The following is a 15,413-nucleotide window of genomic DNA, read 5'->3' as shown; positions in this document are numbered from 1 at the left end:
CGCATACGGAGTCGATCGTCTTGTTGATCGTCCTGTCCCCGGCCAAAAAGCTGGACTTCAACCCGCCCGCCATCGACGCCCCAATGACGCCAAGGCGATGCGCCGATGAAACGGCCGAACTGGCCAAGGTGACGCGCGAGCTCAGCCGCGCGGACCTGCGCCGTCTGATGTCGATTTCCGACGCCCTGGCCGAGTTGAACTACCAGCGCTTTCAGGCCTTCGACAACGACTCTACGGAAGGCGCGCTGCAGGCTGTCTTGGCCTTCGCGGGCGACGTCTATGACGGCCTGTCGGCCCGCACCCTGTCGGTCGATGATCTGAACTGGGCGCAGGATCATCTGCGTATCCTGTCGGGGTTCTACGGCCTGCTGCGGCCACTGGATGCAATCCAGCCCTATCGGCTGGAGATGGGCATCCGGCTGAAGACCAAGCGCGGCGCCACCCTGTACGACTTCTGGGGCGAGCGGATTTCCCTGCGCCTCAACGAAGACGCCGGCAAACTGCCCGAACAGACGCTGGTGAACCTGGCCAGCCATGAGTATTTCGGCGCCGTCGATGCGCGGGCGCTGAAGCTGCCGGTCGTGACCCCCCACTTCAAAGAGCAGAAGGACGGCGAGGCCCGCATCATCTCCTTCTACGCCAAGAAGGCGCGCGGCGGCATGGCCCGCTTCGCCATCGAGAACCGGCTGGATAAGGTCGAAGACCTGAAAGCCTATGACCGCGACGGCTATCGCTTCGAAAAAAGTCTTTCGACGGACACGGACTGGATATTCATCAGAGAGGGAAAATCCTGATCGCCAGATTGAACGACTGCGGTTAGGTTGCGTTGCAGCATCATCATCCACGGGTTCTTTCTGTCATGTTCGCGATGAACGATCTCAAGGGCCGCGTCGCGGTCGTCACCGGCTCGACCTCGGGCATCGGACTGGCGTTTGCGCGGGCGGTCGCCCTGTGCGGCGGCGATGTGGTGCTGAACGGTCTGGGCGACGCCGAAGCCATCGAGAAGACGCGCGCCGATCTGGCCGCTGAAACGGGCGTTCGCGTCCTCTACCATCCCGCCGACATGACCCAGCCGGATCAGATCGAGGACATGATCGCCACGGCGCAGCGCGAACTGGGCCGCCTCGACATCCTGGTCAACAACGCCGGAATTCAACACGTCGAGGCCGTCGAGAACTTCCCCGCCGACGCGTGGGGGAAGATCATCGCCATCAACCTGTCCTCGACCTTCTACGCCACCAAGGCGGCGATCCCGATCATGAAGGCGCAGGGTCGCGGCCGGATCATCAACATCGCCTCAGCCCACGGCCTGGTCGCCAGCCCGTTCAAGTCCGCCTATGTCGCGGCCAAGCACGGGGTGATCGGCTTCACCAAGACGGTGGCGCTGGAGCTGGCGCAGGACAACATCACCTGCAACGCCATCTGCCCCGGCTTCGTCGAGACGCCGATCGTCGCCAAGCAGATTCAGGACCAGGCCCGCACCCGCAACATGAGCGAGGAAGACGTGATGAAGAACGTCATTCTGGGCTCACAGCCGACCAAGCGTTTCGTCACGACTGACGAACTGGCGGGCATCTTCCTCTATCTGGCGTCAGACCTCGGCGCCTCGGCCAACGGCGCCCACTTCTCCGTCGACGGCGGCTGGACGGCCCAATAGTTTTCACCCGGCCACACAAGGCCGCAGGACGGAGAGTTTGATGGCGACCAAGCGCAAACCCGTCTGTCTGGCCCTGCAGGGCGGCGGTGCACACGGCGCCTTTCAATGGGGCGTGCTGGACCGGCTGCTTGAAGCCGATGTGCTGGACGTGCGCGCTGTCACCGCCGCTTCAGCCGGAGCGATGAACGCCGCCGCCCTGATCACCGGGTTGGAGCGCGGCGGCGCCCAAGGCGGTCGCGAGGCGCTGGACCTGCTGTGGCGCGAGGTGAACCAGTCCGGCGGACGCAACGTCTTCGGCGACAGCGCCATCTGGTCCCGCGCCCTGACGCCCGACTGGCTGAAAGGCACGCCGATGTGGCAGGCGGGGCAGACTCTGGCCTTGTCGATGAGCCCCTATGCCTTCAACCCCTTCAACCTGAACCCGCTGCGCCGGGTGCTGGAGACGGCGGTGGATTTCGAGGCCTTGCGCGCCTCCTCCATCCAGATGTTCGTCTCAACGACAGCCGTGCGCGCGGGCCGGTCCCGCATCTTCAAGTCCGACGAAATGGCGCCGGAGGTGCTGCTGGCTTCGGCCTGCCTGCCCCAGTTGTTTCAGGCGGTCGAAATCGAGGGCGAGCCCTATTGGGACGGCGGCTATCTGGCCAATCCGGCGTTGTGGCCGCTGTTCTATACGGATACGCCCGACGATATCCTGCTGCTGCCGCTCAACCCGTTCCAGCGTGACGAGACCCCGCGCGAGGCAGGCGACATCAACGACCGGCTGAACGAGATCGTCTTCAACGCCCCACTGGTCGCCGAACTGAGAGCGGTCGCCTTCGTTCAGGATCTGATCGCCGAGGGCAAGCTGAAGCCCGGCGAAGATCGTCGACGCGGCATCCGCATCCACGTCATCGAGGCCGACGAATGGTTGGGCGAGGAATCGCTGCACTCCAAGTTCGACACCGAGTGGACCTATCTGAACAAGCTGAAAGAGCACGGCCGGACAGCCGCCGAGGCATGGCTTGAAAGCTGCCTGCCCAAGGTCGGCAAGGCGTCCAGCGTGGATGTGAAGGCGCGGTTTCTCTAGCCCACGAAACCCGCTGCGCGACGCAGGCGGTCGTTTATCGCCTCGCCCAGTCCCTTGGCCGGAATAGGCGATACGGCGATCCCGGCGGGCTTGGTGCGGTCCGCCTCACGCAGCAGACGGAACAGATTCGCCGCCGCCTCACGCAGATCGCCTGTCGGGCTGAGACTCCAGCGCGGATCGCCGACGCCCGCGCCGAACCCCAGCAGGATTTCGCCGTCACCGGCGCCCTCCGCCTCAATCCGCACCGGCGCGTCGGGGGCATAGTGCAGGGCCAGACGGCCGGGCGAGCGATGCCCCTGCCCGCTCTCGGCCAGCGGCCCGACGATAGCCTCGATCTCTTCACGAGTGACGGAGCCGGGACGCAGCAGGGCGACCTGCCCCTCCAACACCGAGACGACCGTGCTTTCCACTCCCACGGCGCAGGGGCCGCCATCGACAGCTGCGCCTACGGCTTGGCCCGTCTCTTCCATGGCGTCGTCGAAGGTCGTCGGACTGGGCCGCCCGGAACGATTGGCCGAGGGCGCGACGACCGGCCCGCCGAAGGCGCTGATGACCGCCCGCGCGCGCGGATGCCCCGGCACGCGCACAGCCACGCTGTCCAGACCCGCCCGGGCCAGATCACACACCCGCTCACGATCCCGCACCGGCGCCACAATGGTCAGCGGTCCCGGCCAGAAAGCCTCGGCCAAAGCCCGCGCCTTGGCGTCGAACACGGCGATCGCCTCGGCGTCCACGGCGTTGGCGACATGGGCGATCAGCGGATTGAAACGCGGCCGCCCCTTGGCCTCAAAGATTCGCGCCACAGCCTGCGGATTGGAAGCATCGGCCGCCAGACCATAGACCGTCTCGGTCGGCAACATGACCAGACGCCCCGTTTTCAGCGCCTCAGCGGCGATTTCGGGGCTGTCGCCCCTGGCGGGTCGGTCGGCGGGCACGGTCGGCCTTTCCTTACGCGGCGTCAGCCGTTCAAACAGGGGACCACAGTGCGCGGAATCTCGACCAAAGTCCAAGCGGGCTTGCGCCCGGCGACGCGGCGGCCGACAGAAGCGCAACGTCTTTCTGAGGATAACCGATGAGCTACCGCGCCCCCGTCCGTGACATCGCTTTCGCCCTCGACGCCGTGGCCGGGATCGGCCAGGTGGCGGCGACCGGCGCCTTTCCCGATTACGACGCCGATGTCGCCTCGGCCGTGCTGGACGCCGCCGGGCAGTTTTCGGAAGAGGTTCTGGCTCCGCTGAACCGCCCCGGCGATCTGGCGGGCGCCAAATACGCCAACGGCGCCGTGACGGCCGCCCCCGGCTTCGCCGACGCCTATCAGCAGTTCGCGGCCGGCGGCTGGACCAGCCTGACCGCTTCGACCGAGGCAGGCGGCCAGGCTCTGCCCAAGGCGTTGGAGCTGGCGGCCTATGAGACCGTCCACTCGGCCAACATGGCCTTCGGCCTGTGCCCCATGCTGTCGCTAGCCTCCATCGAGGCGCTGGAGCAGGTCGGCAACGAACATCAGAAGGCGACCTACCTGCCCAAGCTGGTCAGCGGCGAATGGACCGGCGCCATGGTGCTGACCGAACCGCACGCCGGGTCTGATCTCGGCGCCCTGACGGCGACGGCGGTTCCCAACGGCGACGGCACCTACGCCCTGACCGGGCAGAAGATCTTCATCACCTGGGGCGACCACGACGCCACGGACAACATCGTCCATCTGGTGCTGGCCCGCCTGCCCGACGCGCCTGCGGGACCCAAGGGCATCAGCCTGTTCCTGACGCCCAAGTTCGCGGTCAACGCCGACGGTTCGCTGGGCGAGCGCAACGCCTTCCGCCCGGTCGGTGTCGAGCACAAGCTGGGCATCCACGCCTCCCCCACCTGCGTCATGAGCTATGAGGGCGCCCGCGCCGAACTGGTCGGACAGCCGAACCAGGGTCTGGCCCATATGTTCGTCATGATGAACGCCGCCCGCCTGGCCGTCGGCGTCGAGGGCGTCGGCATCGCCGAGCGCGCCTATCAGCACGCCCTGGCCTATGCGCTGGAACGCCGTCAGGGCCGCAGCGCCTGGACCGGCGAAAAAGACGCCCCGATCTTCGACCACCCTGACGTGCGCCGGATGCTGTCGGTGATGAAGGCCAAGGTCGCCGCCGCCCGCGCCATCTGCCTGTCGACCGGCATCGCCGCCGACCTGGCCCGTCACGCCGCCACCGAAGAAGAGCGCAAGGCATGGAAGGGTCGTGAAGACCTGTTCACCCCGATCGCCAAGGCCTGGTCCACCGACGTCGGCTGCGAAGTCGCCTCGCTGGGCGTTCAGGTCCACGGCGGCATGGGCTTCATCGAGGAAACCGGCGCGGCCCAATACTATCGTGACGCCCGCATCACCCCGATCTACGAAGGCACCAACGGCATTCAGGCGATGGATCTCGTGGGCCGCAAGCTGTCGATGGACGGCGGCGATTCGGCCAAGGCCCTGATCGCCGAGATGAAGACGACGCTGGCCCAGATCGACCGCCTCTATACCGGCAAGCCGGTCGAGCGTTTCGCCACCGCCATCGAGGCGGTCGAGGACGCGACCCTGTGGCTGCTGGACGCCAAATCGGACCCTGCCCGCGCCGCCGACGTGCTGGCCGGCGCCGACGCCTATCTGAAGCTGATGGGCGACGTGGTGGGCGGCTGGATGCTGGCCAAGGGCGCCGTGGCGGCCAAGGCGAAACTGGACGCCAATGACGGCGACACCGTGTGGCTGCAGGGCAAGCTGGACCTCTATGAAGTCTACGCCGCCAACGTCCTGGGCCACGTCTCCAGCCGTCTGGCCGCCGTCGGCCAGGGCGGCGACCTGCTGCAACGGATGAGCGTCGAAGCCCTGGCGGGTTGATCGCCGCACCATGACTTGAGCGTAAAGCGCCTCCTGTGCCACCTAGGTGCGGGAGGCGTTCTTATGAGAGCGATGTTCAGCGCTACGATTCTCATCACGGCCGTCCTTTCCAACGGCCCATTGCTCGCTGCTGAAGAAGCGCCCGTCGACTGGGTCGCACGCCCTGTGCCGATGGCAGACGACTTTCCGCCATTCGCCGCCGCCATGGGCATTAACGGCTGGGCCGAGGTGAACTGTCTGGCGACAGCAGAAGGCCTGCCGAACGCCTGCACCGCCATGCGCGCAAGGCCCGATGGCCTGGGGTTCAGCGAAGCGGCCGTTCGCGTGATCCAGCGCGCGAGACTGACGCCCGCCCCTGCCGACATCTCGCCCAGTGAACGCGTGTTCAAGGTGCGCGTGCCGTTCAACGGCCCCGCTTTCAGCGACCAGAATGCCCCGCCTTGGTCCGGCCCGACGCCTAACGCCGCGCAATTGGAGAGCGGGCGTCGTTTCGCCCGGCGCAGCGTCGAACCGCTCGTTCGCCTGAGACGCCACTGGCGACTGGACCAGATGCCGCCCGAAATGCGCCGGACAACCGAAGGCTGGATCGTCGAACTGTTCGGAAATCTGGAGACCGAGCGTCAGCGACGGGGTCTGGCCATGGCGCGCGTCATGGCCGTGCGCGGGCTGGACGCCATGCCGCCCAAACAGCCGGATGACTGGACCGAATCCTGGATCCCACAGTTGAATGAGGCCAGTCGCGATCTCCATCCTCGCGAACCGATGATCGAACTGCGTCGTCGCTTTTGCGCCCGCTACGATTGCGGGCCAACGGTCGAAACCGCCGCCAACCCTGAATAGTCTGGAGTGCCCTGCATGATTACGTTTCTGGCGACCCTGGCTCTGCTGGTCGAACCCGCACACTGGGAGACGCCGCCGGATGTAACACGTTCCGACTACCCGGGCCTGGCCAGAGACCTGCGGATCAACGGAACCGTCACGCTCGAGTGCATGAACAACGAAAGCGGCGCCCTTACCCGGTGCGCGGCGGTGTCGGCCAAGCCGGCCGATGCAGGCTTTCAGCAGGCCGCACTGGCGATCGTGTTCCGAGGGCGCGTCGCCCAGCCCGCAGGCGTCCCTTTCACAATCGAACTGCCCTTCGACATCCTGACTGAAGGCGACGAACCGCTGCGTCAACCGTGGGAAGGCCCCGAGCCGGGCCCGGAGCATATTCAGGCCGCCCGAGTCTTTACCGACAGCTTCTATAGCGGCAGCCGCTCTGCAACCGAACGCTCAATCCGCGACTGGAAAGTCGATGAGATGCCGCCCGAAAAGGCAGCACTGCTGCGCGGCTGGATGGCCGAGCTATACCCCGATCTCGAAGCCGAGAAGGCCTGGCAAGCCGCAGGGATCGCCCGCGTCCTGGCGCTGCACGGCGTGGACTATCTGCCGACCAAAAAACCGATCGGTTGGGATGTCTGGTACGCTCAGGTCAGCCAGGCCAGCCCGGAAGATCCGGCCCTGATCAGAAACGAAATGCGCCGCCGCTACTGCGCGGCGTTCGACTGCGTTTCGGGCGCAGCGGCCGACTGATCCAGCAGGGCGATCGTCTCGCGCACATAGTCGGCATGGACCACAACGCCCAGGTCGATGCCCTGGCCGCCGCTCTGGACCTCCTGCACCAGCACGCCGGCGATGAAGGGGTGATCGGGAATCGGCGAGCCCGGCACGCGCCGCGCCGCCGGGGTCCAGAACACCGGTCCGCCCGAATTGCCCTGCGCCACCACGAAGTCGAGCAGGAAGGTCGGGAAATGGCGGATCGGCGTCAGCGGCCATGAACTGATCCGGCCCAGCCTCAGGATCGGGAAACCGGCCCGGTTGGCCGACAGTCCGTGCGGATAGCCCAGCGCCATCAACTCATCCCCCGGCCCCATGCGCCAGCGGTCGAACGCGCCTGCATCGGCCAGCCAGCCTGCCGGGATCGCCGCCTGGGCAAAGGCGGGCGGCGCCGATATCTGCATCACCGCCACGTCCCGCTCGGGGTGAGAGGTCCAGACCGGCGTGCCCGCCGCATCGCGGATGGTCAGGGTTTCGGGCGTGAACTTCCAGACGCCGTCCGCTTCGGCCGTGCGCCAGCCGATCCGCGCCTCACGCCCCGGCATGACGTCCAGCACATGGCGCGCGGTGACCAACAGGACGCGCGGCGCTCCATCCGGACTGGGCGCCGAAATCAGGAAGCCCGTGCCGACCTTCCTCTGGCCGCCGTCGATGGCCTGATCCAGTTGCACGGTGGCGTTGATGACCCCGACGGTCAGATCCCATTCGGGCGGGGCAGCGGCGACGACGGCGGGTTGTTCGGGCGGAAGATCCTGAATGATCATGACGCCATTTGACGCCGAGCGTCGCCGGGCACAAGGTCCGCCTCAAATCATATTCCAGGGGGAAGCCCACGCCATGAACCGCCGTGAACTGATCGCCTCGACCGCTGCTGTCGGCGTGATCGCCGCCTCCCCCGCCCTTGCCCGCCAGAGTACCGGAGCCTCGATGTCCAAGCCCACCCCGCCCGTCGCCAAGAAGGTCCCCGTCCGCATCGAACAACTGGGCCGCGTCCGCGTCGACGACTATCAGTGGATGAAGGACGACAACTGGCAGGCCGTGCTGCGCGATCCCTCGCTGATCAAGGCTGACGTGAAGGAACACCTGACCGCCGAGAACGCCTATCGCGAGGCCATGATGGCCTCGACCCTGCCGCTGCAGGCCCAAATGTTCGAGGAGATGAAGGGCCGCATCAAGGAGGATGACAGCTCCGTCCCCGCCGCCGACGGGCCGTGGGAATACTACGTCCGCTACAACACCGGCGACCAGCACCCGCTCTATTGCCGCCGCCCGCGCAGCCACAAGGACGGCGAAGTCATCCTGCTGGACTGCAACAAGCTGGCCGAGGGCAAGGCCTATTCGGAAGTCTCGGCGACCGAACACAGCCCCGATCACGCCCTGTTCGGCTATGCCGAGGACGCTCAGGGTTCCGAAGTCTACAAGATCTATGTGAAGGATCTGGCCACCGGCGAGGTGCTGCCCGACCCGATCGAATCGGCCAGCGCCAACTTCACCTTTTCGCCGGACAGCCAATGGATCTTCTGGACCAACCGCGACGACAACGGCCGCCCGGACAAAATCTTCCGCCGCCCGGCGCGCGGCGGCGAGACCGTCCTGGTCAATGAGGAAACCGACGAGGGCATGTTCCAGGGCGTCGGCCGCACCGCCGACGACGCCTTCCTGGTCATCAACATCGCCAATCAGGAAACCTCCGAGAGCCGCATCATCCCGGCCGCCGACCCCACGGCGACGCCTGTGGTGGTCGAGCCGCGCCACGTCGGCCGCCTGTATGATCTGGATCACTGGGGCGACCGTTGGATCATCCGCACCAACGCCGACGACGCCATCGACTTCAAGGTCATGGAGGCGCCGACCAACGCACCGGCCAAGGCCAACTGGAAGGACCTGATCCCCCACACGCCCGGCCGCTACATCGAAGGCGTGGCCCTGGTGAAAGACTATCTGGGCCGTCAGGAACGCGCCGACGCCAACACGAAGATCGTCATCCGCGACCGCAGCGGCGCCGAGCACGAGATCGCCGTGGACGAGCCCGCCTACACCCTGTCGCTGGGCGGCGCGTCGGAGTTCGACACTACGGTCATGCGCTATGGCTACAACTCGCCGTCGACGCCGACCTCGACCTATGATTACGACCTTAAAACGCGCGAACGCACCCTGCGCAAGGTTCAGGAAATCCCCTCGGGCCACAACCCGGCGGACTATGTGGTCGAGCGGCTGAACGCCCCAGCCTCTGACGGCGAACTGGTGCCGGTGACGGTGCTGCGTCGCAAGGACACGCCGGTCGACGGTTCGGCGCCCCTGCTGCTCTACGGCTACGGCTCCTACGGCATCCCAATGGCGGCCAGTTTCGCGACCAACCGCCTGTCGCTGGTCGACCGCGGTTTCATTTACGCCATCGCCCATATTCGCGGCGGTTCGGACAAGGGGTGGAACTGGTTCTTGACCGCCCGGCGCTTCACCAAGAAAAACACCTTCACTGACTTCATCGCCGCCGCCGACCACCTGATCGCGCGCAACTACACCAAGGCCGGGAACATCGTCGCCGAGGGCCGCTCGGCCGGCGGCCTGCTGATGGGCGCCGTCACCAATATGCGGCCAGACCTGTGGGCGGGCGTAATCGGCGGCGTGCCCTTCGTCGACGTCATCAACACCATGAGCGACACCAGCCTGCCTCTGACCCCGCCGGAATGGCCCGAGTGGGGAAATCCGCTGGAGGACGCCGACGCCTACGACTACATCCACTCCTACAGCCCCTACGACCAGATCGAGGCCAAGCCCTACCCGGCCCTGCTGGCGACCGGCGGCCTGTCCGACCCGCGCGTCACCTATTGGGAGCCGGAGAAGTGGGTGGCCAAGCTGCGCCCTGCCTCGACCTCGGGCAAACCCGTGCTGCTGAAGATCAACATGGAGGCGGGCCACTTCGCCTCCTCCGGCCGTTTCGACTATCTGAAGGACATCGCCCACGACTATGCCTTCGCAGTCTGGGCCATCGAAAAGGGCTGGGAGAAGGCCTGAGGCGCAATCACGCCCAACAAGGCGGGGGCGTCGGAAAGCGACATCCCCGCCTCTCCCATTCGTGCACTAGCATCTGAATTCGTAGCTTTTTTATCGAATGCGCCATATTGCGCTTGACCGGACGGGCGACGCCCCGTATTCGCCCCTTCCTCTCCTCCTCGCGGGGAGAGAAACGCGGGTGTAGCTCAGTTGGTTAGAGTGCCGGCCTGTCACGCCGGAGGTCGCGGGTTCGAGCCCCGTCACTCGCGCCACTCCTTCTCATGAACATGAGGGAGTGGCGCATTCAGCGAGCAACTGCTTTACAGATTTCAGCATTTGGATCAGCGGCGTCCCTTCGCCATGACCCTTGGCCCTTTCGCGCCAGAAGCAAGAAATCTCCATCATGATTCCCTACGTCCGACAGTTCGACTTCACCTATGGACAACGGGATCAGATGTCGCCTCGGATCCAGAGGGTGATCGCCGAGAATCCCGGACCGTTCACCTTCACAGGAACGGGAACCTATATCGTCGGAAGTCATGAGGCTGGCGGAGTGGCGGTGATCGACCCCGGACCGGATGATGAAGCCCATCTGACGGCCTTGCTGAAGGCGCTTGATGGTCGATCGGTCAGCCATATTCTTGTGACGCATACGCACAGGGACCACGCCCCCCTCTCCCGCCCCTTGGCCAAGGCTGTGGGCGGGGCGCCGATCTTGGCTATGAGGCCGCCAGAAAACGACACTCACGCCTCGGGCGCGCTGGATGAGGATGAGGATGCGGATTTCAGCCCCGATGTCTTCCTGACGGGCGGTGAGATCATTCAGGGCGACGGCTGGACGCTGGAGGCGATGGCCACGCCAGGCCACGCCTCAAACCACATGGCCTTCGTGCTGAAGGAAGAGAACGCCCTGTTCAGCGGCGATCACATCATGGGCTGGTCGACCACGGTGGTGGCGCCGCCCGATGGCGATATGGCCGACTATATGGAGAGCCTCGATACGGTGATCGCACGCGGATTTTCCACGATCTGGCCGACGCACGGCCCGCCGATCACCGAGGTCGGACCTTTTCTACAGGCCTATCGCGCCCATCGACTGGAGCGGGAAGCTCAGGTCATGGCGCGGCTGGCGGCTGGCGATACGCAGATCAGCGAGATGGTTCCGGTTCTATACGCCGCCGTCGATCAACGCCTTTGGCCCGCCGCCAGCCTGTCCGTGCTGGCCCATCTGATCAAGTTGCAGAAGGACGGCCGGGTCGAGGCGTCTCCAAAGGCCGACATGGCCGCCCGCTGGCGGCCTATCGGCGCTTAAGACGTCAGTTCGGCGACGACGGTCTTGGCGAGGCGGCAGGCCTCATCGCCGATCGCCATGCGGTCCCGCCCAGCGACGCGAACATCCGTTCGGCCGGGGCGGATGCGGATGATGACGTCGTGCTTCACGCCGAACCAGAAGCCTTCCTTCATGCCGTCGACACGGAATGGCGCTGTGCCGACGACGGTGAAGCCTGCCTTTTCCAGAGCCCAGGCCGCCGTCTCTGGCGCGACCTGACTGGGCACGGCCTCCAGCCCCTCACAGGCCATGGGCGTGCTGTCCGCCACGCCCGCCAGACGCCGTTCCGCCGCCAGCATCCGGGCGAAAGGCGGCGGCTCAGTCGTATCCGTCGTCACATCGCGCGGGGCGTCGGAGAAACGGCGCTCCTGAACCAGATAGCCGCCGATCGTCACGCCGGCGAACATCAGGGCCGCGCCCGCGATCGCCAGCAGTCGTCGGTCACGCAACGCCAGCAGACAGGCCAGCAAAGCGGCCGCCAGCCCGGCCCAGGCCAGAACGCGCCCAACCTTCAGGGCCAGGACGCCCATGCCGAAGTCCACGCCCCACAGCCCCAGCCGCGTCCCGAACACTGCGACAAACAGCAGTCCGGGCGCCAGCAGCGCCGTCAGAAACAGCAGCACGGCCAGAGACTGGCCCCTGGGGCGTGTGGTCGGCATGGCCGTCTTTCCGTCGAATCACCCGGCCGTCGGCAGCCGGTAGTCTTTCATTCGCTCACGAAGGATCTTCTTGTCGATCTTGCCGGTGGCGCCCAGCGGGATATCGTCGACGAAGACGACGTCATCCGGCATCCACCATTTTGCGATCTTCCCTTGCAGGAAGTCCAGATGCTCCTGCTTGTCCTGGGCTTCGCCGTCCTTGAGCTTGATCAGCAGGACCGGACGTTCGTCCCATTTCGGATGCGCCGCGCCGATGACGGCGGCCATGGCGACCTTGGCGTGGCCGACTGCGATATTCTCGATGTCGATGGAGCTGATCCATTCGCCGCCGGACTTGATGACGTCCTTGGCGCGGTCGGTGATCTGCATGAAGCCGTGGGTGTCGACGCTGGCGATGTCGCCGGTGTCGAAGAAGCCTTCATGATCCAGGATGTCGCCGCCATCCCCCTTGAAGTAGGCGCCGGCGATCGCTGGGCCCCTGACCATGACGCGGCCATAGGTCTTGCCGTCGTGCGGCATGTCCTGACCGCCGTAATTCTTGATCTTCAACTCGACGCCCAGCGGCGGCGTGCCCTGTTTCAGACGCCAGGCCATCTGTTCGTCATACGGCAGGGCCTTCAGCTCGGGCGTCAGATTGGCGACCGTGCCGATGGGAGAGGTTTCCGTCATGCCCCAGGCGTGGACGACCTCGACGCCGAATTTGTCACGATAGCCGCGGATCAGGGCCTCGGGGCAGGCCGAACCGCCGATCAGCACCTTGCGCAGGGTCGAGAACTTCAGATCGTTGTCGACCATGTGCGAATACAGTCCCTGCCAGACCGTCGGCACGGCGGCCGAGAAGGTGACGCCCTCAGTCTCGATCAGTTCATAGATGGAGGCGCCGTCCATCTTGGCGCCGGGCATGACCAGCTTGGTCCCCGCCGCCGGACCGCCGAAAGCCAAGCCCCAGGCGTTGGCGTGGAACATCGGAACGACCGGCAGAATCACTTCGCTGGGCGTAGCGCCCATGACGGTCGACTGCAGACCCATCAGCGTGTGCAGGAAGTTCGAGCGGTGCGAGTACAGCACCCCCTTCGGGTTTCCCGTCGTACCCGAGGTGTAGCACAGGCCGCAGGCCGTCTGTTCGTCGAACCCGCCCCAGGTCACATCGCTGGACGACTGCTCCAGCACCGTCTCATAGGCCTCGCCCTTTGGCAGCTTGGCCTGAGGCATGTGGGCGGCGTCGGTCAGGACAATGATCCGCTCGACCGTCGGACAGTGCGGCAGGATGGCTTCCAGCAGCGGCACGAAAGTCAGATCGGTGAAGATGATCCGGTCTTCAGCGTGGTTGATGATGTAGGCCAGTTGTTCCGGGAACAGGCGCGGATTCAGGGTGTGGCACACAGCGCCGATGCCCATGATGCCGTACCACGTCTCCATGTGGTTGCCGGTGTTCCAGGCCAGGGTGGCGACACGGTCGCCCGGCTTGATTCCCCAGGCCAGCAGGGCCGAAGACACGCGGCGGGCACGGTCATGAATCTGCGCATAGGTGGTGCGCACGATCGGCCCTTCGACCGACCGGGTGACGACCTCGCGTTGCCCGTGCCAGTTCTTCGCGTGGTCGAGGATCTTGTCGACCGTCAACGACCAGTCCTGCATCATACCCAGCATTCGGCATCTTCCCTCGTCTATGCGCCTGATTTGAAAGCGGCGCTTGAGTTGCACGCTAAGACAACGGAACGGGGCGACGCAACGTGCCGCAGGGTAAGCCTGGGCGCGACAGATCGCCGTTTCGACGGCATGATCGGGGCTTGCATCCCCGCCACGCCCGGTGAAAGAGCCGCCCATGACAATTCTGATCGCCATCACCGGCGGCTCGGGTTCAGGCAAGAGCACCCTGGCCGAAGCCCTGATTTCTTCGCTGCCGCACGGAATCGCCGCCCTGCTGCGTGAGGATTCCTATTATCAGGACACGGCGGATCTGCCGGATTTTGACGCCGCGACCCATGATTTCGACGATGTCGCCGCGCGCGATCACGATCTGCTGATCACACATCTGTCAGAACTGAAGGCGGGACGCGGCGTGACCGCCCCGCTCTATTCCTTCGTCACTCACAGGCGCGAGCCAGGCGGCGAATCCGTGCCCGCCGCCGAGGTGGTGGCCGTCGAGGGCACGCATCTGTTGTGCACCCCCGCCCTGGCTGAACTGTTCGACATCCGCGTCTTCGTCGACACCCCGGCGGACATCCGCTTCATCCGTCGTCTGCTGCGCGATCAGCAGGAGCGCGGGCGCACGGCCGAATCCGTCATCCAGCAGTATCTGGCCACCGTCCGCCCCGGCCATGAACGCCTGACCGAGCCGTCGCGCGTCCATGCCGACTTCATCGTCGCCGACGCCACCGCCGCCGTGCGTCTGGACGACCCGCAGGCCGTGGTCAGACTGGCTGCGCCTGTACTGGCGCACCCCCTGCTGAAACGCTGGATGGACTGAGGGTTCAGGGCCGGCGGTCAGGGCCAGAGGCGGCCCCGGCTCCAGTCCGCCTCGCCCGGCGCGCGATCGAAACGCAGTCGGTCATGCAGGCGGAACGGACGGTCGCGCCAGAACTCGATCTGGATCGGATTGACCCGCCAGCCGGTCCAGCGCTCGGGACGCGGCACGTCCTGGCCATCGAAATGCGCCGTCTGCTCGGCCACGCGCGCCTCAAGCGTCTGCCGGTCGGCCAGAGGACGCGACTGATCCGACACCCAGGCGCCGATGCGGCTTTCACGCGCGCGGCTGGCGAAATAGGCGTCCGCCTCCTCGACGCTGACCGGCTGCACGGGGCCGCGCACCCGCACCTGACGCCGCAGACTCTTCCAGTGGAACAGCAGGGCGACCGAGGGGCAGGCTGCAAGCTGCTCGCCCTTGGCGCTTTCGCGGTTGGAGAAGAAGGTGAAGCCGCGCGCATCCACGTCCTTCAACAGCACCATGCGGACGTCCGGGCTCCCTTGCGCGTCCACGGTCGCCAGCGCCATGGCGTTGGGATCGTTCGGCTCCGTCCCGCGCGCGACATCCAGCCATTCCGTGAACAGGGCGATGGGGTCGTCCCGGTCGAAGATGCTCTCGTCGGCATTGGCCTCCAACTGGGCGGCATAGTCTTCGCGAGAGGGGCTGGGCGGGATCACGGACTGGGTCATGCCCCCTTTATAGGCCCGCTTGCGCCGCACGTCACAGGGCGCAATCGTCCAAGGGCGCGCAGGCGTCCAACAGGGTTAACTCCGCCTTGACCATATCG

The 15,413-nt window shown here is 65.9% G+C and carries 14 protein-coding genes and 1 tRNA gene; 10 read left to right on the top strand and 5 right to left on the bottom strand.

What is annotated here, in order from left to right:
• Positions 1 to 20: 20 nt before the first annotated feature.
• The 3 genes from yaaA to ACORJG_RS06340 all read left to right on the top strand — a co-directional run bounded on the left by yaaA (position 21) and on the right by ACORJG_RS06340 (position 2,723).
• Positions 21 to 794 carry a peroxide stress protein YaaA gene (yaaA, locus tag ACORJG_RS06350; RefSeq protein WP_427792982.1) on the top strand — a complete coding sequence of 258 codons (774 nt, stop codon included), beginning with the start codon at positions 21 to 23 and terminating at the stop codon, positions 792 to 794.
• Positions 795 to 859: 65 nt separating this feature from the next.
• On the top strand, positions 860 to 1,657 hold the full coding sequence (locus tag ACORJG_RS06345; RefSeq protein WP_427792494.1) for a 3-hydroxybutyrate dehydrogenase: 798 nt from the start codon (positions 860 to 862) through the stop codon (positions 1,655 to 1,657).
• 40 nt (positions 1,658 to 1,697) lie between these two features.
• A complete protein-coding gene (locus tag ACORJG_RS06340) occupies positions 1,698 to 2,723 on the top strand; it encodes a patatin-like phospholipase family protein (protein ID WP_427792493.1) in 1,026 nt (341 codons plus the stop codon).
• Here the strand turns inward: ACORJG_RS06340 and ACORJG_RS06335 are convergent.
• On the bottom strand, positions 2,720 to 3,658 hold the full coding sequence (locus tag ACORJG_RS06335; protein ID WP_427792492.1) for an L-threonylcarbamoyladenylate synthase: 939 nt from the start codon (positions 3,656 to 3,658) through the stop codon (positions 2,720 to 2,722). The genes ACORJG_RS06340 and ACORJG_RS06335 overlap by 4 nt on opposite strands.
• A 137-nt stretch (positions 3,659 to 3,795) precedes the next feature.
• On the opposite strand from ACORJG_RS06335, the gene ACORJG_RS06330 reads away from it, so the two are divergent.
• From ACORJG_RS06330 to ACORJG_RS06320, 3 genes are all read left to right on the top strand, one after another.
• The gene (locus ACORJG_RS06330) at positions 3,796 to 5,580 is read left to right on the top strand and encodes an acyl-CoA dehydrogenase (protein WP_427792491.1); all 1,785 of its coding nucleotides are present in this window, start codon (positions 3,796 to 3,798) and stop codon (positions 5,578 to 5,580) included.
• Positions 5,581 to 5,643: 63 nt separating this feature from the next.
• Complete coding sequence (locus ACORJG_RS06325; protein ID WP_427792489.1) at positions 5,644 to 6,420, top strand: energy transducer TonB; 777 nt, start codon at positions 5,644 to 5,646, stop codon at positions 6,418 to 6,420.
• Positions 6,421 to 6,435: 15 nt separating this feature from the next.
• Positions 6,436 to 7,152, top strand: coding sequence for a TonB family protein (locus tag ACORJG_RS06320; protein ID WP_427792487.1), 717 nt, complete (start codon positions 6,436 to 6,438; stop codon positions 7,150 to 7,152).
• Here the strand turns inward: ACORJG_RS06320 and ACORJG_RS06315 are convergent.
• Positions 7,107 to 7,940, bottom strand: a complete 834-nt coding sequence (locus ACORJG_RS06315) for a S1 family peptidase (RefSeq protein WP_427792485.1) — start codon at positions 7,938 to 7,940, stop codon at positions 7,107 to 7,109. The two genes, ACORJG_RS06320 and ACORJG_RS06315, sit on opposite strands and share 46 nt — an antisense overlap.
• Before the next feature lie 73 nt (positions 7,941 to 8,013).
• Between ACORJG_RS06315 and ACORJG_RS06310 the strand changes: the two genes are divergently transcribed.
• The 3 genes from ACORJG_RS06310 (at position 8,014) to ACORJG_RS06300 (ending at position 11,482) form a co-directional block, all read left to right on the top strand.
• Positions 8,014 to 10,191 carry a S9 family peptidase gene (locus ACORJG_RS06310; RefSeq protein WP_427792483.1) on the top strand — a complete coding sequence of 726 codons (2,178 nt, stop codon included), beginning with the start codon at positions 8,014 to 8,016 and terminating at the stop codon, positions 10,189 to 10,191.
• A gap of 174 nt (positions 10,192 to 10,365) precedes the next feature.
• Positions 10,366 to 10,442: transfer RNA gene (locus ACORJG_RS06305), tRNA-Asp, on the top strand.
• A gap of 131 nt (positions 10,443 to 10,573) precedes the next feature.
• Entirely contained in the window at positions 10,574 to 11,482 is a 909-nt protein-coding gene (locus ACORJG_RS06300) for an MBL fold metallo-hydrolase (RefSeq protein WP_427792481.1), read from the top strand.
• Here the strand turns inward: ACORJG_RS06300 and ACORJG_RS06295 are convergent.
• Both ACORJG_RS06295 and ACORJG_RS06290 read right to left on the bottom strand, forming a co-directional pair.
• Complete coding sequence (locus ACORJG_RS06295) at positions 11,479 to 12,159, bottom strand: DUF1499 domain-containing protein (protein WP_427792479.1); 681 nt, start codon at positions 12,157 to 12,159, stop codon at positions 11,479 to 11,481. The genes ACORJG_RS06300 and ACORJG_RS06295 overlap by 4 nt on opposite strands.
• An 18-nt stretch (positions 12,160 to 12,177) precedes the next feature.
• A complete protein-coding gene (locus ACORJG_RS06290) occupies positions 12,178 to 13,809 on the bottom strand; it encodes a long-chain-fatty-acid--CoA ligase (RefSeq protein WP_427792477.1) in 1,632 nt (543 codons plus the stop codon).
• A 175-nt stretch (positions 13,810 to 13,984) separates the two neighbouring features.
• On the opposite strand from ACORJG_RS06290, the gene udk reads away from it, so the two are divergent.
• Positions 13,985 to 14,629: a uridine kinase gene (gene udk / locus ACORJG_RS06285; RefSeq protein WP_427792475.1), complete on the top strand. Its 645-nt coding sequence runs from the start codon at positions 13,985 to 13,987 to the stop codon at positions 14,627 to 14,629.
• A gap of 17 nt (positions 14,630 to 14,646) precedes the next feature.
• On the opposite strand, the gene pdxH is transcribed toward udk, so the two are convergent.
• On the bottom strand, positions 14,647 to 15,315 hold the full coding sequence (pdxH, locus tag ACORJG_RS06280) for a pyridoxamine 5'-phosphate oxidase (RefSeq protein ID WP_427792473.1): 669 nt from the start codon (positions 15,313 to 15,315) through the stop codon (positions 14,647 to 14,649).
• Between the last annotated feature and the right edge of the window lie 98 nt (positions 15,316 to 15,413).

Source organism: Brevundimonas diminuta, from assembly GCF_050310045.1.
In the GTDB taxonomy this organism is placed as follows: domain Bacteria; phylum Pseudomonadota; class Alphaproteobacteria; order Caulobacterales; family Caulobacteraceae; genus Brevundimonas; species Brevundimonas diminuta_F.
The sequence above is the reverse complement of the archived record's forward strand: the minus strand, read 5'-3'. Positions and strand labels throughout refer to the sequence as shown.

What these genes read in the sequence shown, in the direction of transcription:
- ACORJG_RS06345 (WP_427792494.1), top strand. Translation starts at nt 860, where the DNA reads ATGTTCGCGATGAACGATCTCAAGGGCCGCGTCGCGGTCGTCACCGGC.
- ACORJG_RS06340 (WP_427792493.1), top strand. Translation starts at nt 1,698, where the DNA reads ATGGCGACCAAGCGCAAACCCGTCTGTCTGGCCCTGCAGGGCGGCGGT.
- ACORJG_RS06330 (WP_427792491.1), top strand. Translation starts at nt 3,796, where the DNA reads ATGAGCTACCGCGCCCCCGTCCGTGACATCGCTTTCGCCCTCGACGCC.
- ACORJG_RS06325 (WP_427792489.1), top strand. Translation starts at nt 5,644, where the DNA reads ATGAGAGCGATGTTCAGCGCTACGATTCTCATCACGGCCGTCCTTTCC.
- ACORJG_RS06320 (WP_427792487.1), top strand. Translation starts at nt 6,436, where the DNA reads ATGATTACGTTTCTGGCGACCCTGGCTCTGCTGGTCGAACCCGCACAC.
- ACORJG_RS06315 (WP_427792485.1), bottom strand. Translation starts at nt 7,940, where the DNA reads ATGATCATTCAGGATCTTCCGCCCGAACAACCCGCCGTCGTCGCCGCT.
- ACORJG_RS06310 (WP_427792483.1), top strand. Translation starts at nt 8,014, where the DNA reads ATGAACCGCCGTGAACTGATCGCCTCGACCGCTGCTGTCGGCGTGATC.
- ACORJG_RS06300 (WP_427792481.1), top strand. Translation starts at nt 10,574, where the DNA reads ATGATTCCCTACGTCCGACAGTTCGACTTCACCTATGGACAACGGGAT.
- ACORJG_RS06295 (WP_427792479.1), bottom strand. Translation starts at nt 12,159, where the DNA reads ATGCCGACCACACGCCCCAGGGGCCAGTCTCTGGCCGTGCTGCTGTTT.
- ACORJG_RS06290 (WP_427792477.1), bottom strand. Translation starts at nt 13,809, where the DNA reads ATGCTGGGTATGATGCAGGACTGGTCGTTGACGGTCGACAAGATCCTC.
- udk (WP_427792475.1), top strand. Translation starts at nt 13,985, where the DNA reads ATGACAATTCTGATCGCCATCACCGGCGGCTCGGGTTCAGGCAAGAGC.
- pdxH (WP_427792473.1), bottom strand. Translation starts at nt 15,315, where the DNA reads ATGACCCAGTCCGTGATCCCGCCCAGCCCCTCTCGCGAAGACTATGCC.